This window comes from Candidatus Nomurabacteria bacterium, from assembly GCA_023898525.1.
In the GTDB taxonomy this organism is placed as follows: Bacteria; Patescibacteriota; Minisyncoccia; order Phycocordibacterales; family UBA918; genus OLB19.
Genome location: CP060227.1, coordinates 1000521 through 1022456 on the forward strand (window position 1 = coordinate 1000521; position 21936 = coordinate 1022456).

Sequence of the window (21936 nt, forward strand, 5' to 3'; positions counted from 1 at the left end):
AGATGTTATTATAATCTTATTATGCATAGAACTTTGGGTCTAGTTACTTTTTTAGTTGTGTCCGTTTTAATGCTGTTTAATAACGACAGTGTATTACCTAATCAGCAACTGGCTTCAGCCGCTGCTTCTTTCGCTGAGCCACAATTTTGGATTGCTGAAGATGCGAAAAGAGAAATTTCAGAATTACCGGTGGCTGATTTTGCTATTTTTGACGCTATAACTGGTGAAATCTTGGTCACTAAGTCTAAATATGGTAATCAAAAGCTTCCGATTGCTTCGGTAACTAAGCTAGTGACCGCTAGTGTAATTAATGATGATCTTGATCTAGGAGTAATGACAACGATCACTAAGGCTGATGTCGACACTGAGGGGCGGTCGGGTAAGTTAAAGGTAGGTGAAGAATATACTTATAGAGAGCTGCTTTTCCCGCTACTCTTGGAGTCATCAAATGACGCGGCGACAGTCTTTGAAAGAGTTACTGGTGGTGACTTAATAAGTGCTATGAATTCCTTTGCGCAAGGTCTGGGAGCGGCTAATACCTCTTTTGCAGACGCTTCTGGATTATCAAGTAGGAATGTGTCGACTGTCAGTGATTTAGCGTTAATTACTTCGTATTTATACCAAAACCAATCTCATGTTTTGGATATCACAAAACTGTCACAGTACATTGGTCCGTACACTGGGTGGGTAAATAATAATCCGGTCTTAGGAAGTGATTATGTGGGTGGCAAGCATGGCTACACCGAAGCCGCTAATCGTACCATAGTTTCTCTATTTAATGAGGATTTCACAACTGGAAAAAGAGTGGTTGGTTATGTGGTGCTTGGTAGTGATGATGTACGCTCTGATGTTGCTACTCTTCGTCAGTTTGTTGCTCAGGCGGTTAAATATGAATAATCTGTTATACTAGTCTCTATGACAGAACACGGAGCGTTATATAGAAAGTACCGTCCGCAGACATTTGCCGACGTACGTGATCAGGATCACATTGTTAAAGTTTTAGAAGGAGCGATTGAGAAGGGTGAGATACCCCACGCCTTACTTTTCTCGGGTACTCGCGGTACTGGTAAGACTACGCTGGCGCGTATATTTGCCAAAGCTATTGGTACTAAGAGCGTCGATCTCTACGAGATCGACGCTGCTAGCAATCGTGGTATCGACGACGTGCGCGAACTAAAAGAAGCGGTACATACCGTCCCGTACGAATCAAAATACAAAATATACATTATTGACGAGGTGCACATGCTGACCAAAGAAGCATTTAACGCGCTCCTTAAGACTCTAGAGGAGCCACCAGCGCACGTGGTGTTTATTTTAGCGACGACTGAGGAAGAAAAACTTCTCGACACTATTCTGTCTCGCTGTTTGGTTTTTCGTTTCCGCTCTCCATCGCGTGCGGTCTTGGCCGATACGGTGACTGATGTGGCGAAGAAAGAAGGTTTCACTCTGTCCACTGAAGCGGCTGCCTTGATCGCGATTGCGGCCGACGGATCTTTTCGTGATGCTTTGGGTGTGACACAAAAGGTGATTATGGCTTCGGGAGATGAGATTGGTGACGTCGATGAGGTAGCTGAAATCATTGGCGCACCAAAGCGTGAAATTATCACTGATTTGCTACGATCACTGCATGATAAGAATGTCGAATTGGGTCTAGAGGCGGTTGCTAAAGCAACCGCCTGCCACACGGACGTCAAACTCTTACTAAAACTTCTTCTAGAACACGTACGAGCTGTAATGTTGCTGCGTAATCGACCTCAAGATCAATCGGTCCTGGAATCGTACAATACCGATACTCAGACTTTACTTAATGGTTTTGCCAAAGAAGCGACTAATTCTCTAAACTCCCACTTACTATTGAAGCTAATTACCGCCGCTGAACAGTCCACCCGCTCACCACTACCGTATTTACCCTTGGAGATTGTGGTGGTGGAGCATTGTGAGAAGGTTTAATCTTTTATTATGAGAAGGGTATATATAGTTAGGCATGGATTGACTAATAGCGATGCACAGGGTCTAGTACAAACAGCTGATTCGGCTTTGTCAGAAGAGGGGATTAAACAGGCGGAGGCCCTGGCTGAACGTTTTTGTCATCTTAAGTTTGACCATCTGCTAGCCAGTGATTACAAGCGGGCGGTAGAGACAGCTGAGTATATATCCGCCAAAACTAAGAAGAAAGTTGAAACTTCAAAGTTGCTGCGAGAAATGCGTCGTCCTAGTCAGTACCAAAATAGTCCAAGTAGTTCACCCGAATACCGTGCCTATCTAAAATTAGCCGATGAAAATGTGGCGGATAAAAATTGGCGTATGGGTGACGGTGAGAATTTTTACGACGTACTTGAAAGGATTAAAGGACTCTTTTCATTAATTGAGGCAAGTGACGGCGATTTTGTTTTAATTACACACGCTCGGATGACAAAGTTAATTACACTTTATGTGATGATGAAAAAACAACCAGATCCCCTTGTGTGGCGGATAGTGATGAATAACGTTATAACGACAAATACCGGTATAACATCCCTTGTGTTTAATGATAAGCATGGTCACTGGCAACTTGAGAGCTTTAATGATAAGGCACATTTTGCAGAATAATAATTTAGATAATTAAGAAAATATGGATGTTTACCTTATACGCCATGGAGAGACTGATGGAAATGTCGCCAGACGACACCAGCACGACAAGACCGATATAAATGAGATCGGTACGGCGCAAACTAAAGCGATTGCTAAAGCTATAAAGCGAATCAACCCAACTCATATTGTGACCAGTACCAATTTGCGAGCAGTGGAGACAGCGAAACTGATTATAATCACTTGTGAACTAGACCTGATACCAGAGACCAGCACGGCCTTTGAAGAGATACGGCGACCAAGCTGGCTCATTGGCAGTAGTCATTTTAGCCTTATTTCAGCCCAGTATATGTGGCATTGGTTTTTTGATTATAAGTTGAAAGGGGAGATGGAAACCTATACCCCTTTCCTTGGACGTATTATTGAAGCTAAGCGGTATTTAGAATCATTGCCAGACGATGCGCGAGTAGTTGTAGTATCGCACTCAGTTTTTATCAATATCTTTCTTGAGCACCTTTGTGTTGAAAAAAGAATGAGTTTTTGGCGAGCGATGAAGCGTCTCTGGAAGGTATTTACCATGCCTAATACTAGTATGATTCATCTGCGTCACGTGCATTCTGAGGGTGGTTGCCACTGGGAAATTGTGTCTGATAGGGTTAAGTAAAATAATCCTGAGTAACTAATGTAACCATAGTGCATATCCTACACTTGAAACTTACGCTCATTATGGCACTATAGTGCGACGTGCACTATTTGTAGCACAGATTTATTTTTGCCGGATCGTTTGGTAGTAGGACTCCGTAAAACAGTCTCCCAGACTGTTTTACCTAGTACTGTCTATCGGTTTTGATTGGTTGAAATAAACCATGAGCAAATAATAAATCACAACAAACAACATTGCCGGATCGTCTAATGGTATGTGAACATACAAACTGCGTTCGTACGGAAACAAAAGAGGTATTTTAAATATTCATGTCTATCGCTGCCGGATCGTCTAATGGTAGGACTACGGTTTCTGGTACCGTCTATCGGGGTTCGAGTCCCTGTCCGGCAGCGATGGTCGGGAATTAAAATACCTCTTTTGTTTTTCTCACTCACATTGTTTGTTGTTTTAGGACTCCGTAAAACAGTCTCCCAGACTTTTACCTAGTACCGTCTATCGGGGTTCGAGTCCCTGTCCGGCAGCAAATGTAAAAAGAATAGCTTCTACCTTATTTTTGGAAGTTTTTATATGGTCTATGTACAAAATTATTGTGATAAACTGATATTGCTATGCCAAAAAAGAAAGAGATTGGTCCAATGGTCATTTACCAAACAAAGTCTGGTGCGCTTGAATTGCGTGGGGATGCGAAGAAAGAGACTTTGTGGGCGACTCAAGCTCAGATTGCACAAGCATTTGATGTTGATGTACGTACTATAAACGAGCATATAAAAAATATTTATAAGACTGAGGAGCTGTTTGAGAAGTCAACTATCCGGAAATTCCGGATAGTTCAAACTGAAGGGAAGCGTACGGTTAAACGTGAAATGAATCACTATAATCTAGATATGATTATTTCGGTTGGTTATCGAGTAAACAGTAAGAAGGCGACTCAATTTCGTCAATGGTCCACCAAGACACTTCGTGAACATATTGTCAAGGGTTACACTATAAATCGTAAGCGAATAGGACATAATTACGATATTTTTATGAAGGCTGTAGCGGACGTTCAGGCACTACTACCTGAACATGTCACTCTTGACCCTAAGACAGTACTTGAACTTATTAAGGAGTTTGCTTCAACGTGGGTTTCACTTGATGCATATGACAAAGAATCTCTAGAAATCAAAGGGGTGACCAAAAAGCGTGTGACGCTTGTGGGTGCGGATTTACGCAATGCGATCAATGAGCTTAAGTACGAACTTGTGCGTAAAGGTGAGGCTGCTGATATATTTGCGTCTGAACGTAGAGAGGGAGATGTGGAAGGTATTGTTGGAAATGTTATGCAGTCTTTTGATGGAAAGTTCGTATATTCTACAGTAGAAGAAAAAGCTGCTCATCTTCTATATTTTATGGTCAAGAATCACCCATTCATCGACGGAAATAAAAGGTCTGGTGCTTTTGCGTTTGTATGGTTTCTTAGAAAGACAGGTGTACGTGGAGCTAAAAATATAAACCCAGCAGCCCTCACAACCCTAACTCTTCTTATTGCAGAAAGTGATCCAAAGCAAAAGGATCAAATTGTTGCTTTGGTAACTCAAATGTTGAAGTAGTGGGAGTTTTTAATATTAAAGTAGCTAATGTGATGTGGGTGTTGATGGGCAGGTATGGGTAGACTTAGATACTGCCAAGGAATATATGGAATCAAAGTGTTAAAAGGTTCTCAATCTACACCAGCTTTTGATATACTTACATGCATGAAAACAGCAATCATTATTCACGGAATGCCTGGCAAGGAAGGATATTTTAATCCAGAAAACGACGCTGAATCTAACTGTCATTGGTTACCTTGGATTCAAAGACAGCTTATTGTAAATGGTATTTTAGCTCAAACCCCCGAAATGCCTGAGCCTTATACTCCAAATTATGAAAAATGGTTTTCACTGTTCTCTCAATTCAAGGTGGATGAGCAAACAGACCTTATTGGACATAGTTGCGGGGCAGGATTTTTACTACGCTGGCTTAGTGAAAATAAATTATCGGTCGGTAAGTTGGTTCTTGTTGCTCCATGGATGGATCCAGATAATGAACTGGGAGACGATAATAGTTTTTTTGACTTCGAAATAGACCCTGAGTTGGTTCAAAGAACTAAAGGAATATACACCTTTAATTCTTTAGATGACGATCGTGCTGTTCATGAAAGTGTTAGAAATATTCTTGAAAAACTACCTAAAAGCAATTTGATTGAGATGAAGAACATGGGACACTTCACTTTTTCTTCTATGCGCACGAGAGAATTTCCCGAACTTGCTACTGCTTTACTCAAATAAGCATTTATGTAGTTGTTTACTGAGTAAAACACGAAGGAGTGATGAGAGGAGGGTTGGATAATTGTAGTTGCTCCTAGGCTGGACCTCGTGGTAAATACTTGGTTTGTGAGGATTACGGAGCGATAAGGATTGTTGATGTTGGGGTTTGAGGGTGTTTGGCGAAAATGGTGGCTGAACCTGTTTCTGTGACCCCATTACTGCTATTTCCCTGTATAATCTAGTATAGTATAGTTGCTAAAATTATTCATAATAATGGAAATATTCTATTTACAACCTTAAATAACATGCCAAATGAAGTTATCTTTTTTTTAATTTTATCAATTGACCTCGCACTTATTCTTTTCGCATTTAGACTTGGAAAGGAGTGGTTGTTCGCTGCAATTGCAGCGAACATGATTATTGTGAATTTTACATCATCTTTGCTTATTCCATTATTTGGCTTTGTTGCAAGTGCGGCTGCTGTTACATATGCAGCAATTTTTTTAGCAACAGATATTCTTACTGAGCATTATGGAAAGAAAGAAGGTTATAAATCTGTATGGATTGCATTCACAATGACATTGCTGTTTGTAGTTATAACGCAGTTAGTTTTATCATTTGATTCTATTTCTGACACAGCGTCTCTTAGTGAGTCGATGAGAAAAGCGTTAGAAGCAAGCCCCAGAATTGCTTTGGCAGGATTAACGGCATACCTTGTCGCTCAGAACTTTGATATTTGGTTTTATCATTTAATTCATTCAAAAACTGGTCCGAGACTTCTTTGGCTTCGCAACAACTTGAGTACTATGGTTTCTCAAGCGATTGACTCTGTTATATTTTTCTCAATTGCATTTGTCGGAGTACTTCCATTTGTAGTAATTGTACAACTTATTATAACTGGGTATGTAGCAAAGCTTGTGGTGGCTGTTATTGATACTCCTTTTGTTTATTTAAGTTATCTGATTAAAAAGAAGTAAAGTAAACGGTAGTAATAGGAAAATGAGGATAAGTATAATGTTTTAACATTAGAGTGTTAATTCTCTCGAGGTCCATCCTAGGGGTTCCCCCAGGATGGACCTCGGGGTCTGTAAGGATAATGGAGCGATAAGGATTGTTGGTGCTGGGGTTTGAGGGTGGGTGATGTAGCCGTGGTACCTGTGCTAATTAATTTCTTTAGAAAATAACTGAGGAACCACCTTTTCCCGTTGCTCTCACCACTCCTCTTTAAGGTCGCACCTCCGTTATTTTCTTTATTTTACTTGATTTTAATTAGCACAGGTGCCAGCCGTAATGGTTGACATAAGACATTATTTGTGTTATCTTATGGTTGGCAATTTCGCCTACAAACAGGAGAAATAAATGTACAAAAAACTATGTGCAATTTTAATTTTCGTAGCAATATTTTTGTCCGGCTGTTCAACAGAGTCAATTAACGGAGGTGAAGTTGGTGTTATCCAAGATAAACCCTTTTTCTTTGGAAATGAAGGTTTTCGAGAACATGTTGAACCGCAAGGTAGAGTTGTTACCTGGCTCACTTCAGATATTCACAAAGTATTCATAGCACCACAAACGATACGGATATCTGTAGATGATCTAATGTCAAAAGATAAAGTACCTTTAGATTTTGACATTGCCGTAACCATAGAATCAACTAGTCCGGAAACTGTGTGGAAAATGCTTAGTCAGTACGGTGGAGGAGTCACACATACATTTAACAAGTTTGTCTTACAAGGCACCTACACACAAGAAGGTGTTTTAATTAGGCCAACAGGTGAATTTATGAGTCACCTTCGCGATAAGGTAAAGACTTACGCAATGGACGAGTATGTAGTAGGTCAAACAATGGAAGGTAAGACATCTTCTGCCAGTAAGGACACAGAAGAATCTCTTGTTTCTTACGTTAATAGTTTTTTGGAAAGCAGAGGTGTTGAAATCAGGGTTGTGAATATAGCTTTAGGAAGAGCGATACCTCCACAGGGTGTAAAAGACTCTATGGAAAGGACTGCAGAGCAAATACAAAGAGTGAGAACAGAAGCAGAAAGAGAGCAGGCTGAAATCTCACGAAAGAATGCAGAAAAGGCTGCAGCTGATGCAGATAAACAATATATGGAAGAACTTGGTATAACTTCTGAGCAGTACTTAAAAATCAGAGAACTGCAGATGGTTGAAAACGTTTGCGGTAAATCAGCAAAAGATCTAAAAGATAATGATCAACAAGGTAATAAACCTCGTTGTATGCTGGTTTATGGCCAAGCCTTACCAACAATAAGTACATCAATGGATTAAAATTTCATTGTTAAATCCCCGACAACCTCGGGGATTTATTTATGTTTTTGTAGTTTTTACTTTATTTTGTCCCGAGGGTAACCCTCGGGATAGGTTTGGTTTGTGAAGAAGGTGGAGCGATAAGGATTGTTGATGCTGGGGTTTGAGGGTGGTTGGTGAAAATGGTGGCTGACCCCATTTACTCATTTACTCATTTACTCATTTACTGGCTGACCCTATTTACTGCGTTTATCCCATTTATCATTATGTATATATCAAAGATGACGGATATACCACCATTTAAACTTTTACCTTGTCTGTGAGTTTACAATTTATAATTATGGCGTATATTAGATATATATGGAAGATAATTCTTTGGTTTTTCTTTCGAGTCATATAGCTCTGAGCTTTGAAAAGCCTTTACTCTCACCTGAAAACCATTATGTTGATTTGAATACCAAAATGAAGGGTATTTTTGGTGATTCTCCCGATATTAATCCAGTACCATTTGTAAGTAACGATAGAGAATTATTAGATTCTCCTGTGGTTCAGGCTGTGTCAGAAGATGGTAAATATCAGTTAAATATAGCCAGAGGCAGAATAGACTTCTATAGACATGCAACACTTAACGAGATTGCATTTTCTGACACAAAAGAAGATTTCTTAGCAAAAGCGTTACAGATTACAGAAATAACAACATCTTCTTTGGGTGTAAAGTGGATGGGCTTTGTTGTTGCTTATATTTACGTAAATAATAATCTAAAAACTGTATCTCACAACGTTTTAAATTCAGATATCGTAGATATAAATCCTGGAGATTCAAATTCATTCTTTGCTAGAAATACTAACAAAATAAATGTGGGTAAAGTTTTATCAAACAACTTAATTGCAATTGGGTCTGGAACTGCCAGTAAGGAAAAACAAGAGCCGGTACAAGGTATTATGATAAATCAAGATTTTAACACAAGAGCTTCAGAGAATATTATTGATAAGGACTTTGTTAAATTATACATTGATGAATCAGAAAAACTTATTAAGGTAGGTGAAGTTTTAAGAATCCTAAAAATTATTATATGAGTCTAGCTATACAGAATTATTCTTACAATACATCTGGCAAGACAGCTTTCAGAGATTTTTTTGTAAATGATAGTACTGCTGGCATACCTAGTCCTTATGCTAAGAGGTTTATTTATACAAATCGTTATGATTACGTACATTCATTTAAGCCAGAGGGTCCTATTTTTGATACCGATATTAGTAGAGGAAAAAAAGCGTCTGAGCTAAATAAAAAAATAGTTTCAAATTATTTAGATGCTTTTCAAATTGAAAATTCAATAATAAAACCAGAAAAAGTTAGAAGTTTTTTGATTAAAAACAGAAGTATTTTTGGTAAATTAACCAAGTTGATAACACTTGCTCTGGCAGATTATCAAGATTTGATAGAGAGTATATGTTTGAGGGTTTTAGCTGATGAATCAGGTAAGCAGGAGTTTGTACTAGTTGAATTTAATTTGAACGAAGAAATTGATGTAGATGATTCAATAGAGATAGATGATGATTTTAAGTATAAAAACCCTGATTTGTCCAATAATCTAATAAATTTTGATTTTGTATAATGTCTTTTGATTGGAATAATTATTTAGAGTTAGCAAAAGTTTTAAGAGATGACTCTACAGTTGTAACAAATAATTTAACTGAAGCACAGCAAAGGTCGTCGGTCAGTAGAGTATATTATTCAGCTTATAATTTAGTTCTTTCTCACGCAAAAACCCTAGGCTATTCTTTCCCGTACTTAAGAGATTCTAAAACAGGTAAACCTCTTACGGGTTCCCATGCTGATCTGATACAATTTTGCAAAGACCATACAGATCCTGTTATTAACAATATAGCCCGAGATCTTGAGTCTTGCAGGAATTCTAGAGTAATAGCGGACTACGAAGATGATTTTCCCGAATTAAATAAGAAAAACAAAATTGCGATTAAAAAAGTAACGAGGATTTTAAAAGTGCTTAATCCATAGATTAGCTTTTTTATTACTTGGTTTTAAATTACAAATAGGTAAAAAACAACAAGCAACTAAAATCTACTCTCTACTCTTATTGCAATAAACCCCTACCTAAATTACTATAATGTACACACGTATACTAACAGTAATAATTTCAAATAAAATATGTCCTTACTAAACACTCTTAATCTTTTGTTTGCTTCTGGTGGACTCGTTTTGGCGGTGGTGACCATTGGCTTGTATGTAGATTATTTCTATAACCAAAGTAAGTTTTTTGACCGTTGGCTGGCTCGGTTTGCTTGGTCGATTGTTATGGTGACTACTATCGGTAGTGTAGCTATTACACTTCTATACTCGGAGTATTTTGGTTTTGTGCCATGTTCACTTTGTTGGTTGCAACGGATTGCCATGTATCCGCAGGCTTTGCTTTCGGTGATGGCTTTCAGAATGAAGGAGCGCGTATTTTTCCCGCTATACAGTATTGCTTTGTCGGTATTTGGTTTTGTGGTCGCTGTCTATCACTACATCTACCAAATGCAACCAAAAGAAGAATTGGCTAACGGCGTCATGCCTTGCTTGGCTGATGGTTCGGCTGACTGTGCGACTAAGGTGATTGATATGTTCGGCTTTGTGACCTTCCCGCTATTGTCCGCGATAACTTTCGCTTTCTTGATTGTGGTGTATTTGAATATGCGGAGGGGAGGGAGAGAATAGGTCTTCACTTTTTCGTTTTTATCCTTAGAACTAAACAGGCTAGGGAAAATAAAATTAGCGCATTAAAAAACAACCGGATGAACGGTTGTTTTTTTAATGCGCTTATTCGTTGCCGCTTCCTGCCACATCATCACCTTCAGGCTGTCCAACTCCATCGTCGGGTTCAACAGCTGGGTTCTCTTCACGATCTTCCATATATTTATTCTAAATTTTATATACGAATAAAATTCGACCGTCACTCTTACTATTATACACGATTGATTGTTATGTATTGAGTTGTTAATTTAATTATGTATTTAGTAAAATTGGCTCTAGCTCAAAGTTAATATATAATCACAGCATGAAAAGGATAATAATTTGCTGTTCAATATCAGTATCTGGTGACGTTTTACCTATTAAAAAAGATTTAGAAAAAATGGGTTTTGCAGTAGAAATTCCTTTTGGTGTTCAACAATATATTGATAACGGATATAAACATATAAGTGAGACTGAAAGAATGCAGAATAAAATAGATATGGATTTAATTACTCGCTACTACAAAAGGATACAGGATAGCGATTATGTACTTATTATAAATACAGAGAAGGGGGGGAAAGAAAATTATATTGGTGGAAATACCTTTCTTGAGATGGGATTTGCTCACGTTCTAGGTAAACCTATGTTTGTTTTGAATCCATTGCCAGAAGTTTCTTATCGGGATGAGCTAGAGGCTATGAACTTAAAGGTTATTAACGGTGATTTGGGGTTGATAAAGTAGTTTTGCATCCAATAAGATCCCTGTTGATTTTTTGTTATAATACAAACTAATGAACAACTTCTCGCACCAAGCTTTAGAACTAAAAGAAGAATGGCCTTTGGTCTATACGGCCATGTCTAAGCATTTGTTTTATTACCGAATGTTTATTTCAAAATACGTGTTGGAGCAGAGCGCTGTACCACTGAATCCTTTTATGGTGTTTGACTACTTTATGCTTGATGTTGTTGATCGGGATCTGGTGCGACAGGGTAACAACAGTATGGTCAGGCGGAGTGATGAAATCTGGGTGTTTGGTCCGGTTAGTAACGGGGTTTTGGCTGAAGTGCAGATCGCTAAAGAGCAAGGAAAACCGGTGAAGTACTTTAAAACAGATAAGCCTCATACCATAATTTCGATAGATAAATTGGAAGTGGAAATGGAAGATGAGGTGAAGGAGTTTAGGGAGAGTCTGTAATGTTTTATTTAGGTATTTTATTAACTTACATTAACCTGAGTCAAAGTGATTTAAATCTGCTAAACTTATATTAATGGCAACAAAAATCGCTAGTGGTGTGGTGCATACTGTACCTAAAGACATGAGAGAGGCCCTCACTGCTTCTGAAAAGATAAGTGAAGCGTGGAATAGTCTTACTCCATTGGCGCGGAATGAGTGGATTTGTTGGACAATTTCGGTCAAAAAGTCAGAAACTAGAAAGGACCATATAAAAAGAATGAGTCATGATATCACTCATGGTAAACGACGTCCTTGTTGCTGGCCAGGCTGCTCACATCGCTAATTTTAAACTTTTAATTTTCAAACTTATTTAGTAACATAGGGTATGAAAAAGTTTTTAATCTTACAATTACGTCCCGAAGACGAAACTTCAGATAATGAATACGAAGCTTTTTTGAAGTTTGGTGGTCTTAAGGCCGAAGAAACTGAGCGGATTCGCATTGAGAAAAATGGTATTCCAGAACTAAATTTAGATAATTACTCAGCGATTATTGTTGGTGGGAGTCCGTTTGATATCAGCACTCCAGAAGACAAAAAAAGTGCTGTCCAGAAGAAGATCGAGGCTGATTTTAAAAAATTGTTTGACGAAGTAATTGGGAGGGATTTTCCTTTTCTTGGGGCTTGCTCCGGTAATGGGCTTTTGGGCAATTATTGTGGAGCGACTATTTCTAAAAAGTATGGCGAAGCGGTGGGTGGAGTTGATATTATTTTGACTGAAGAAGGGAAGAAAGATCAGTTGCTGGTCGGTCTACCAGAGACTTTTCGGGTGTTAGTGGGACATAAAGAGGCGTGTGATTCGACTCCTAAAGGCGCCGTATTATTGGCCTCTAGTGCTACTTGTCCAGTAGAGATGTTTCGAGTTAAGAACAATGTTTACGCTACCCAGTTTCACCCTGAGGGTGATGCCGAGGGTTTTACTGTTCGTATCAATATCTACAAACACCACGGATATTTCCCGGCTGAAGATGCTGAAAAGTTGATAGAAGCGGTAGAGAAAGAAGATACTCCGCATGCTCAAGAAATATTGCGTCGATTTGTGGAGATATTTCGAAAGTAATTATTTAAGGCAGAAGTCTTACAAATCGTCTTTTGCCAATTTTTAGTACAGTTGGTTTTGTGACCTGGCCTGGTAATTCGGCAATTTTTTCACCGGTTTCCATGTCTCTAATACTACCGGCCTGCAGGAGACGTCTTAATTCACTCTTGGATTCTACAATCTTCTCACTTAAGAGGTTATCTACATACGGAGCTGAAAACTCCGGTATGTCTTCAGGAACCTGACCTTTTTGGAAGGTTTCGACAAAATGATTTTCTGCCTGTTTGGCCCCGTTTGCTCCGTGGTACATACTGGTTATTTCATGAGCTAACCTCATCTTTGTATCACGCGGATTGGTTTCTTTGGCAAAAATTCCAGAAATTTCACTTAAGGGCACGTTGGTGCAGTCAATAAAGAGCTGATGCATGTTTTCGTCTGGCTGGGCCATGATGGCTCCATACATGGTTTCGGCGTCAAAGTCGAGAAAAACACCGGTACCTTGTGATTTTGACATCATTTTTTCACCAGTTTTTGGGTTTTCTAAGAGAGTGGTTATAAAAACAAATTTGTCCTTATCTTTGAGCTTTTTTAGCAGAGTGCGACCAGCCAGAGCGTTGAATTTTTGATCAGAGCCACAGACTTCCATATCAACTTCCATAGCGACTGAGTCGTAGCCTTGCATTAGTGGGTAGAAAAGTTCGTGCAAATAAAGTGGCTTATTTTCAGCTAAGCGTTTTTCAAACATGTCGCGTTCAATCATCTGCTGGACAGTGAAGTGTGAAGCTAGACCTATAATATCTTCAAAATTAAGGGCGGCCAACCAATCGTGGTTGTACAAAATAGTGACCGGATTTTCTTTGTTATCGATATCTATAATTGGTCTGATCTGATTCAGCCAGGACTTGGTGTTCTCTACTACTTCTTCTCGGGTAAGTTGCTTGCGCGCGCTGTCACTTTTGTCGGTGGGGTCACCGATTCGAGAGGTAAAATCACCAATTAAAAAGATGATTTCGTGGCCGAGCTGACGAAATTTTTCAAGTATAAGGTAATTGGTTGCATGACCGATGTGTAGGGAGGTGCCGGTCGCGTCGGTACCAATGTACATTTTTAAGCGTTGTCCAGACAAAAGCTTTCCTCTAAGCTCTTCTTTGCTTGGTAAAATCTCTTTAACTGATCTTTGGAGTAATTCCTCGATCTTGTTTTTGTCAGTATTTACTTCCATGATGTTTAATTTAATGAATTTCAATATAGCATATAACGGTGAGTGTTTGAAATGCGGCTTGGTGTAGTTTTGATATACTAATTGTCATGAAATTCCCAAAAGACATTTTGATAATTGATTTTGAAGGCTTAAAGAAGCCTGTCCAAATCGGTGCGGTTTTATTAGATAAAGAAACGTTAGAAGAGAAAGATCATTTTCTTTCTTATATTTATGCTGATTTAGATGGCTATGTAAGTTCTGTTTCTGGTATTTCGCAAGACATGATTGATGGCGCACCGAAACAAGCTGACGTAGGAAAGGTGTTTTATGAAAAATTTGGTACAGATGTGTTTTTATCAGCTTTTGTGCAAGATCTTGATATAAGCCATCTTAAGAAGTTGTTAGCTGAGGCCGGCTTTGAATTTAAAGAGTATGATTTTCGTATTTTAGACATATGGCCAATTGCCTATACTTATTTACTAAAACAAGAATATCAGGGTGACTATCGCTCTGATCCTATATTTAGAGAATTTGGCATAAAACCACGCGGGCTACATAATGCGCTAGAGGATTGTCGTATTGCGGCTGAAGTTTTACGTATAATTCTAGAAAAGAAAAATAATTAGTGTGAGAAATCTTGAATAACTATTACAGGAAAACAAGTTATGAAAATATACGTATCCCACTCAAATCAATTAGATTATGAAAATGATTTATATATTCCTATACGTCAGTCTAGATTAAATAGTGAACATAAATTTGTTTTACCACACGAAGGCGGACAGAATATTAATTCTAAAGAGGAAATAAAGTCTAGTGATTTATTTATTGCTGAAGTATCTTTTCCTTCAACTGGTAGTGGGATAGAGATTGGTTGGGCTGAGTCCTTTGGAATTCCGCTTTTGTTTATATATAAAAAGGGTAATAAAGTGCCTGGCTCATTAAAGTTTTTGTCTGGAGAGTTTTTAGAATATGAAAATTCTGATGATTTTATCGAAAAAATAACCAATTATCTAGAAAATATTAGCTAGAAATTGCATTTAAAAAATGAAAAAAGGGATAAAGTTACCAAAAAAGTTTTTTGAGCGGGAGGCGGATGTGGTGGCGCAAGAGCTTTTGGGGACGATACTTTGCGTACGGGTAGGGAATGAGGTGGTGCGACTGCCGATTACTGAGACCGAAGCCTATATGGGACCACATGATCTAGCTAGTCATTCGTCTAAAGGACGGACTAAGCGGACTGAGGTTATGTATGGTCCGGCTGGGGTGATCTATGTGTATTTGATTTATGGTATGTATCATATGTTGAATTTTGTGACCGGTGCTGATGGAGCGGCGGTGTTGATACGTGGAGCTGGTAAGTATGATGGCCCCGGGAAGCTTACCAAGGTACTTGCTATTACTAAAGAGAAAAGTGGATTATCATTAGGGGAAGAGAGTGGGTTGTGGGTGGAGGCGCGGCCTACGGCCGCGCCTCCTTCTCACCAAGTCACACCTCGTATTGGTGTCTCCTATGCCAAAGTATGGGCAGATAAGCACCTAAGATTCGTGATTGACAGTGAATGAAATTGAAGAATGTTTTGGTTATTTTTGATATCATTATTGAATATAAATTGTCAGCATAAAATTACATTTATGAATTATATTGTAAACAGAGTCTCTCTTAGTGTTATCTTATTAGGACTATTAGTTCTTAGTTATCCAGCTTATGCTCATGAGCGTGGTGTACTGGAAGTGGAGGTTGGCAGTGGTGTGGATGGAGCTGTATCTGCTCATGATACTGACTTCACTGATGATAGTGATAGTGGTACGGTGGCTGAGATAGATACTAAAACTACTATTGAAGCTAATATGTCTGGTTCAAGAGACAATGCTGAGGTTGGTGGAACCGAGGATATAAATATCGGTGTTGGAGAACAAAAATCAGCTGACAAGAGCAAAGAGGACAAGGAAGAAGGTGAAGAGGGTGAAGATGGGGAAGGGATGGGGCATGCTTCAATGGTGTCTGTCTCAGCTAAAGAAATACGAGGTTGGGATCCAGAAGAGAAAAGAGAGTTTCTGACTACTGTAAAGACTCATGCTGAAGTGAAGTCCAATCAGGATCTAGAGAATTTTGCAAAGGGCGTTATGGTAGAAGATGAGGAGGTGGAAGATATTGAAGTTACAGAAAAAAGTGTGAGTGTTAAGTATAATGTACCAGCTAAATTCCTTGGTCTTTTCAAGTCCGAAATTGAACAAGAGACCACTGTTACTTTTGGCGATGGTGAGCATGGGAAAGTCAAAGTTCGTTATCCTTGGCACCGTATTTTCTTCAAGGTAGACAAACAAGTGCAAGAAGAAGCTTTGACAGAGATTTTATTGCCAGAAATTGATGACGAAGTGTTGGTAACGGCGGAAGGGGAGGCTGTCACACCGGCCGCTAAAGCAAGTATTGTGGCGCGCGTGGTGGCAGCTTTGAAGTTGAATTCCTAGATTAAACTAGACTAAATAAAATATAAGTAAAAACATCCCTGATTGGGGTGTTTTTTGTTCTTTAAGAAATCTTGCAAAGCTCTATATGTTAAAATAAATTTAAAGATTTTTTGTATGACAAAGGAAACCAGCTTTAAGTTACCCTATGCTCTGTCATTAGCTTTACAGCTAGGCTTTCTGATTGTTTCTTCAGTGGTGGGTTTTTTGGGGGTTGGGTTGTGGCTTGACAGTGTTACCGGTAAGGGTCCGATTTTTCTTTTACTTGGGATCATTGTTGGTGTTGTTACTGGTGTTTATGAGTCATATATAATGGTAAAGCCATTAACAAAATCAACTGAAACTAAAAGTGGAAATGAGCTGGAAAATACATGATAGATATTAACTTACAAGCCGAATATGTACTTGAGATTTTTGGGCTATCAGTTACCAATACCTTTTTGACTACTGTCATAGCCAGTTTACTACTTATCTTTGCCGCCTTGTTGTTCAAGGTACTTTATAAATCTGATGTAAATAAAAACGTCTTTGTTAAAGGGTGGCATATTGTGATCTATGAGTTATTAAAGTTGGCTGACGCTATAACTGGAGATAGAAAACTCTCACGTCGTTTGCTGCCGCTCATGGCTACTTTGTTTTTGTTTATTTTTACCACTAATTTAATTGCTTTACTGCCAGGATTTTTAGGTTCTTTGTATGTTGTGGTGGGTGAAGATTATTTGTCTTTATTTCGTTCGCCCAACAGTGATTTGACTACTACCACGGCCTTGGCTTTGATAGCGGTATTTTCTATTCAGTATTTTTCCATAAAGACTTTAGGGTTTGTTAGTTATGTAAAAAGATTTTTAAATTTTACCGGTATCTTGCCATTCATTCTAGGTTTGTTTGAAGCGTTGTCTGAGCTGTTGCGGGCCTTGTCTTTTTCTTTTCGTTTGTTTGGAAATGTGTTTGCGGGAGAGGTGTTGTTGATCGTCATCGCCTTTTTAGTCCCTTATATATTACCGGTACCGTTTATGGTGTTGGAGGTGTTTGTTAGTGTTATTCAGGCCTTTATCTTCTGTATACTAACTCTTACCTTCATCAGGCTTAGTGTGCAGAGTGATTTGAGAGGATAACTTTTTCAAAATGGCTAGCTTGGTTTGTTATACTGATTATTGTAGTAGGGGAAATTAATTTTTTATGACACAAGATCCATCAGCATTCACTATGGCAATTGGTGCAATTGGTCCGGCACTAGCTATCGGTATGATAGGTGCAGCGGCGCTTTTGGCGATGGCAAGAAATCCCGAGATTGCCGATAAAATCCAGGTGGCGATGATAATTGCTATCGCCTTTGCCGAAGCTATCGCTATTTACGTATTGGTTGTTGCTTTGATCCAAAAGTTTGTTGCTTAAGCGCTTGTTGCGCTAAAAGAATTTTGCTTCTTTTTTGTATATGCAGCTTTTAGGTATTTTAGGGATAGATATATGGTTGTTAATTGCGCAAATTGTTAATTTTGCGCTTTTGTTGTGGGTTTTGACAAGGCTTGTATATAAGCCTCTGATAAGGCGGATTGAACAGGACGAAGATGTTATTGCTAGGGTAAAAGAGGCTGAGATAGCGCTAGTAGAGAAAGAAAAGAAACTAGAAGGTAAGCAAAAACGCTATGAAACTAGAGTAAAAAACAAGGCTAAATCAATAATCGCTGAAGCTGAAGAGATTGCTGTCGAGGTAAAAGAGAGAGCAAAAGAAGAAACTGAGCGAGAGAAGGCGGCGGTTTTAGCTCAAATCCGCCAGCGTTTAAGTGAAATAGATAAAATATGACTAAAGTAGCTGACTCAGGAAAAATTGTAACTTTTTACGCTGGTGTAGCGACTGTTGAGGGTTTGGTTGGAGTTTCCATACATGAAGTACTAAACGATAAAAACGGTGAGCCGGCGGCAGTAGTAATCGGATTTACTTCCAAACACGTGGAAGCACTGTTTATTGATGAAAAATTTAATATCGCAGAACCGGTTTATGCCAGTGGTCACCCATTTTCAATTTCAGTTTCAGACGCTTGGTTGGGACGAGTGGTTGACGGACTAGGGCGACCAATTGATGAATTTGCGCCAATCCCTGAGGGGAAGGAAATGTCGGTATTTTTACAGGCTCCGCCAATAATTCACCGCAAGCCTATTACCAGACCGTTAATAACCGGAATTAAGATCATCGATGCCACTTTGCCACTTGGTCGCGGACAGCGTGAGCTTATAATTGGAGACAGGAAGTTAGGGAAAAGTACTATTGCCACTGATATAGTTTTAAATCAAAAAAACGCTGAAGAGCCAGTGTACTGTATTTATGTTTTATGTGGTCAACGTACCACTAAGTTGGTGGAACTTAAAAATCAGCTTGAAAAAAATAACGCTACTGTCTATACGACTGTTGTGGCCGCTTTGGCCAGTGATTCGTACTTAGCTCAATACTTGGCTCCGTTTGTCGGCTGTACTCTGGCTGAGCATTTTCGCAACACTGGTCGCGACGCTCTGATTGTTTATGATGATTTGTCCAAACACGCCAAGGTTTATCGAGACATTTCGCTTGTTCTAAAGCGTGTACCTGGTCGCGAAACTTACCCTGGTGACGTTTTTGCTCTCCATGCCACTTTGCTTGAGCGAGCGGCACAATTGTCTGATGATCAAAGCGGCGGATCTCTAACAGCCTTGCCTATCGTGGAAACGTTGGAAGGTGATATTACAGCTTTTATACCAACCAACATTATTTCCATTACTGATGGTCAAATTTATCTGGAGCATGGTTTGTTTAGAAAAAAGTTTTTACCGGCGGTAAATGTCGGGTTGTCAGTATCTAGGGTTGGGGCGGTAGTTCAGCCACCGGTTCTTAAATCAGTTTTAGGAGGGATTCGTTTGGCCTTAGCGCAACACAAGGAATTACAAAAACTCTCACAGCTAGAAACGGTAGTTAGCGAAGAAGCTAGAGTTAACATTCACCGTGGTGATCTGTTACTTAAAATTTTGACTCAACCAAAGCACACCTTAGTCACCTACCCTGAACAAACTGTTTTATTTTATGCAGTAGAGAATGGTCATTTTGATGATTTAGTGGAGGAGGAGTGGGCTGACTTCATGCATCTGTTTTTAGATTTGCTTAGAAGTCGTTATCAAAAAGTTTTGGGAAGTATCGCGTCCGGTGTTTTTGATGATGAATTGAAGGAAACAATTAAAGCCATTGTCGCTGATTTTAAGGAAGAATTTGTGGTGCAAAAAAAATCTGTATGAAAAGTTACTTACAATATAAACAAACAGTCGCTGGATACCAAGATGTTTCAGAAACCATAAAAACCCTCGAAAAGATTTCGACCGGGAAGCTTCATAATCTAAAAAAGCAGATAAAGGAAGCAGAAAATAGGGCTAAACTTCTCTCTGGCTTATACCGACGACTGTCATTTTTAGATAGTAAGTTAAATGTTCCAGCTTCCGCAAATTCGTCGGTAGACAAGAAAAAGTTAACAGTAGTTGTTACCGGTCAGCTTGGTTTGGTTGGTGATATGTGGCACAAGTTGCATAAATCGGTAACCGACTCATTTGCTGCCGGTGAAGATCTGCTAGTTCTCGGTAGTAAGGGTAAGGTTATGTGGTCTACAGAAAGGGTAGGCTCTATTTCGTTTCGCGAATTATCACTTCTTGAATCCACTGATGCGGAAATCAATACTTTAGCTACCGATCTTAATAATTTTGTTACCAACGGAACTTACGATATTATAGATCTTATGTACCTTCATTCGAATTCAGTTACTGAACAAGTTCCGCTTAAGCTTACTCTGTTGCCGGTTTTACTAAGTGATGCCGGTGAAGCTAAAGAAGAATCTGTTGGATATCCGATAGTTGATGGTTCAATTAGTGAGCTAGTAAGTATTTTGTCTGAGAAATATTTGGCTGGGGTAATTTACCAGGTCTTATTGGAAACCGCGGTGTCGGAACATGCGGCGCGGACTATTACATTGGAGCATGCGGCTGTTAAGACTGAGGATTTAATTAAAGCTGAAGGTCGAAGCTTTAGACGAGAAAGGAGAAGGCTTAATACAGAAAAACAACTAGAGCAATTCGCTATCTTAAAAGGTGTATGAGTAATATAGTTGGGACAATTACAAGTATTCAGGGTGGAGTGGTTAGTGTCACTTGTGATGGTGGTGCGCCTAGGCAGCACTCATTGCTCCAGAGTGTTTCGTCTGGCGTAAGGTTGGAGGTGGTAGAGCAATATGATTCCACTACGGCTAGAACAGTAGCTTTGTCGCCATTTGAGCTTTTAAAACAAGGTGAAGCAGTGGAATTGGTTGATGATGCAATTAGGGCGGCTTTTGGTCCAAACATGATCGGACATGCTTTTAATGTCTTTGGTGAGACAATTGATGGTTCTGTTTGTGATATGGAGCATTATTTACCAATACACAAGTCAGAATCTGTGGCTAACTTAGCAGCCGGTCAGGCTGAAGTGGGTATATTTGAAACTGGCATTAAGGTTATCGATGTTTTAACTCCTTTTCGTTTTAGTGATCGAGTTGGTCTTTTTGGTGGGGCTGGGGTTGGAAAAACTGTACTTATGACTGAACTTATACATAACACCAGTATGGCTAAGTCCAGTGCAGCGGTATTTGCGGGAATTGGTGAACGTATCCGTGAAGGTAATGACATGTACAGTACTCTAAAATCGCTCGGTATCATGGAGCATGCCGTATTGTATCTGGGTGAGATGGATAAATCAGCGGGAGTTAGGTCACGTATTGGTCTCACGGCTGTAACTGCTTCTGAGTATCTTCGTGACCACTTAGATAGAGACGTTTTTCTTTTTATTGATAATATATTTCGTCATTCTATGGCTGGTATGGAGGTGGGGGCCATGTTGGGGCATGTACCGTCCGAACTCGGCTATCAGGCAACTTTGGAATACGAAATGGCGAGTTTACAAGAGAGAATTCAAAGTGTTAATGGTAAGCATATAACTTCTTTGCAGGCGGTTTATGTACCAGCTGACGATATTACTGATCCAGCGGTAGCTACTATATTCTCTCATCTCGATACCTCTATAGTTTTATCTAGAAAGGTGGCAGAAAAAGGTATTTACCCTGCTATTGACGTACTAAAGTCCAGCTCGGCTGCTCTCGATCCGGATTTTGTTAGTGAACGGCACTATAAGATAGCAACTGATATTTTAGTGACCTTCCAAAAATACGAAGAATTATCTCACATTATTGCTATTTTAGGAATTGAGGAGATATCTAAGGCCGATCAAGTGGTTGCTAAGCGCGCTGAAAGATTACAAAGGTTCTTTACACAACCACTACATGTTACCGAGCACTTTACTGGTAAGCCTGGTGTCTCAGTTTCTTTGGATGAGGCGCTGACTGGTTGCGAAAAGATATTAGCTGGAGAATTTGATGAAGAACCTCTAGAATCTTTGTATATGATAGGCTCTTTACCAAAAAAGAAAAAAAGTTGA

The 21936-nt window shown here is 39.2% G+C and carries 28 protein-coding genes and 1 tRNA gene; 28 read left to right on the plus strand and 1 reads right to left on the minus strand.

Going from position 1 to position 21936, the window contains the following annotated elements; all coding sequences use genetic code 11:
• Positions 1-21: 21 nt before the first annotated feature.
• The 17 genes from H6779_04990 (at position 22) to H6779_05070 (ending at position 12808) form a co-directional block, all read left to right on the plus strand.
• Positions 22-897, plus strand: a complete 876-nt coding sequence (locus H6779_04990) for a D-alanyl-D-alanine carboxypeptidase (GenBank protein USN87724.1) — start codon at positions 22-24, stop codon at positions 895-897.
• Between the two features lie 18 nt (positions 898-915).
• Positions 916-1950 (plus strand): DNA polymerase III subunit gamma/tau, encoded by a 1035-nt coding sequence (gene dnaX / locus H6779_04995; protein USN87725.1) that lies wholly within the window; start codon positions 916-918, stop codon positions 1948-1950.
• Between the two features lie 9 nt (positions 1951-1959).
• The gene (locus H6779_05000) at positions 1960-2589 is read left to right on the plus strand and encodes a histidine phosphatase family protein (protein ID USN87726.1); all 630 of its coding nucleotides are present in this window, start codon (positions 1960-1962) and stop codon (positions 2587-2589) included.
• A gap of 22 nt (positions 2590-2611) precedes the next feature.
• A complete protein-coding gene (locus H6779_05005; protein ID USN87727.1) occupies positions 2612-3232 on the plus strand; it encodes a histidine phosphatase family protein in 621 nt (206 codons plus the stop codon).
• A 319-nt stretch (positions 3233-3551) separates the two neighbouring features.
• A tRNA-Gln gene (locus tag H6779_05010) sits at positions 3552-3622 on the plus strand.
• Positions 3623-3840: 218 nt separating this feature from the next.
• Positions 3841-4821 (plus strand): virulence protein RhuM/Fic/DOC family protein, encoded by a 981-nt coding sequence (locus tag H6779_05015; protein USN87728.1) that lies wholly within the window; start codon positions 3841-3843, stop codon positions 4819-4821.
• Positions 4822-4965: 144 nt separating this feature from the next.
• Positions 4966-5538: an alpha/beta hydrolase gene (locus H6779_05020; protein USN87729.1), complete on the plus strand. Its 573-nt coding sequence runs from the start codon at positions 4966-4968 to the stop codon at positions 5536-5538.
• Between the two features lie 284 nt (positions 5539-5822).
• Positions 5823-6494, plus strand: coding sequence for a queuosine precursor transporter (locus H6779_05025; protein ID USN87730.1), 672 nt, complete (start codon positions 5823-5825; stop codon positions 6492-6494).
• Between the two features lie 382 nt (positions 6495-6876).
• Complete coding sequence (locus tag H6779_05030; protein ID USN87731.1) at positions 6877-7803, plus strand: SPFH domain-containing protein; 927 nt, start codon at positions 6877-6879, stop codon at positions 7801-7803.
• Between the two features lie 339 nt (positions 7804-8142).
• Positions 8143-8859 carry a hypothetical protein gene (locus H6779_05035; protein USN87732.1) on the plus strand — a complete coding sequence of 239 codons (717 nt, stop codon included), beginning with the start codon at positions 8143-8145 and terminating at the stop codon, positions 8857-8859.
• Positions 8856-9398 (plus strand): hypothetical protein, encoded by a 543-nt coding sequence (locus tag H6779_05040; GenBank protein ID USN87733.1) that lies wholly within the window; start codon positions 8856-8858, stop codon positions 9396-9398. Before H6779_05035 ends, H6779_05040 begins: the two co-directional genes overlap by 4 nt.
• Positions 9398-9802: a hypothetical protein gene (locus H6779_05045; protein ID USN87734.1), complete on the plus strand. Its 405-nt coding sequence runs from the start codon at positions 9398-9400 to the stop codon at positions 9800-9802. Before H6779_05040 ends, H6779_05045 begins: the two co-directional genes overlap by 1 nt.
• Positions 9803-9952: 150 nt before the next feature.
• The gene (locus H6779_05050; protein ID USN87735.1) at positions 9953-10501 is read left to right on the plus strand and encodes a disulfide bond formation protein B; all 549 of its coding nucleotides are present in this window, start codon (positions 9953-9955) and stop codon (positions 10499-10501) included.
• A 340-nt stretch (positions 10502-10841) separates the two neighbouring features.
• Positions 10842-11258, plus strand: a complete 417-nt coding sequence (locus H6779_05055) for a hypothetical protein (protein USN87736.1) — start codon at positions 10842-10844, stop codon at positions 11256-11258.
• A gap of 49 nt (positions 11259-11307) precedes the next feature.
• Positions 11308-11712, plus strand: a complete 405-nt coding sequence (locus H6779_05060) for a hypothetical protein (GenBank protein USN87737.1) — start codon at positions 11308-11310, stop codon at positions 11710-11712.
• 73 nt (positions 11713-11785) lie between these two features.
• A complete protein-coding gene (locus H6779_05065; GenBank protein ID USN87738.1) occupies positions 11786-12034 on the plus strand; it encodes a YdeI/OmpD-associated family protein in 249 nt (82 codons plus the stop codon).
• A 42-nt stretch (positions 12035-12076) separates the two neighbouring features.
• Positions 12077-12808 (plus strand): glutamine amidotransferase, encoded by a 732-nt coding sequence (locus H6779_05070; protein USN87739.1) that lies wholly within the window; start codon positions 12077-12079, stop codon positions 12806-12808.
• Positions 12809-12812: 4 nt separating this feature from the next.
• Here the strand turns inward: H6779_05070 and tyrS are convergent, their stop codons facing one another.
• Complete coding sequence (tyrS, locus tag H6779_05075; GenBank protein ID USN87740.1) at positions 12813-14009, minus strand: tyrosine--tRNA ligase; 1197 nt, start codon at positions 14007-14009, stop codon at positions 12813-12815.
• An 86-nt stretch (positions 14010-14095) separates the two neighbouring features.
• Here tyrS and H6779_05080 point away from each other — a divergent pair, with 86 nt between their 5' ends.
• The 11 genes from H6779_05080 to H6779_05130 all read left to right on the plus strand — a co-directional run bounded on the left by H6779_05080 (position 14096) and on the right by H6779_05130 (position 21936).
• Entirely contained in the window at positions 14096-14614 is a 519-nt protein-coding gene (locus tag H6779_05080) for a 3'-5' exonuclease (GenBank protein ID USN87741.1), read from the plus strand.
• Positions 14615-14653: 39 nt separating this feature from the next.
• Positions 14654-15019: a hypothetical protein gene (locus H6779_05085; GenBank protein ID USN87742.1), complete on the plus strand. Its 366-nt coding sequence runs from the start codon at positions 14654-14656 to the stop codon at positions 15017-15019.
• Positions 15020-15035: 16 nt separating this feature from the next.
• The gene (locus tag H6779_05090) at positions 15036-15554 is read left to right on the plus strand and encodes a DNA-3-methyladenine glycosylase (GenBank protein ID USN87743.1); all 519 of its coding nucleotides are present in this window, start codon (positions 15036-15038) and stop codon (positions 15552-15554) included.
• 69 nt (positions 15555-15623) lie between these two features.
• The gene (locus tag H6779_05095) at positions 15624-16460 is read left to right on the plus strand and encodes a hypothetical protein (GenBank protein ID USN87744.1); all 837 of its coding nucleotides are present in this window, start codon (positions 15624-15626) and stop codon (positions 16458-16460) included.
• A gap of 114 nt (positions 16461-16574) precedes the next feature.
• A complete protein-coding gene (locus H6779_05100) occupies positions 16575-16832 on the plus strand; it encodes an AtpZ/AtpI family protein (GenBank protein USN87745.1) in 258 nt (85 codons plus the stop codon).
• A complete protein-coding gene (locus H6779_05105; GenBank protein ID USN87746.1) occupies positions 16829-17572 on the plus strand; it encodes a F0F1 ATP synthase subunit A in 744 nt (247 codons plus the stop codon). Before H6779_05100 ends, H6779_05105 begins: the two co-directional genes overlap by 4 nt.
• A 64-nt stretch (positions 17573-17636) precedes the next feature.
• Positions 17637-17852 (plus strand): ATP synthase F0 subunit C, encoded by a 216-nt coding sequence (locus H6779_05110; protein ID USN87747.1) that lies wholly within the window; start codon positions 17637-17639, stop codon positions 17850-17852.
• 40 nt (positions 17853-17892) lie between these two features.
• Positions 17893-18261 carry a hypothetical protein gene (locus tag H6779_05115; protein ID USN87748.1) on the plus strand — a complete coding sequence of 123 codons (369 nt, stop codon included), beginning with the start codon at positions 17893-17895 and terminating at the stop codon, positions 18259-18261.
• Positions 18258-19718, plus strand: coding sequence for a F0F1 ATP synthase subunit alpha (locus tag H6779_05120; protein ID USN87749.1), 1461 nt, complete (start codon positions 18258-18260; stop codon positions 19716-19718). The genes H6779_05115 and H6779_05120 overlap by 4 nt, the downstream gene beginning before the upstream one ends.
• Positions 19715-20566 carry a F0F1 ATP synthase subunit gamma gene (locus H6779_05125; protein USN87750.1) on the plus strand — a complete coding sequence of 284 codons (852 nt, stop codon included), beginning with the start codon at positions 19715-19717 and terminating at the stop codon, positions 20564-20566. Before H6779_05120 ends, H6779_05125 begins: the two co-directional genes overlap by 4 nt.
• The gene (locus H6779_05130; GenBank protein USN87751.1) at positions 20563-21936 is read left to right on the plus strand and encodes a F0F1 ATP synthase subunit beta; all 1374 of its coding nucleotides are present in this window, start codon (positions 20563-20565) and stop codon (positions 21934-21936) included. Before H6779_05125 ends, H6779_05130 begins: the two co-directional genes overlap by 4 nt.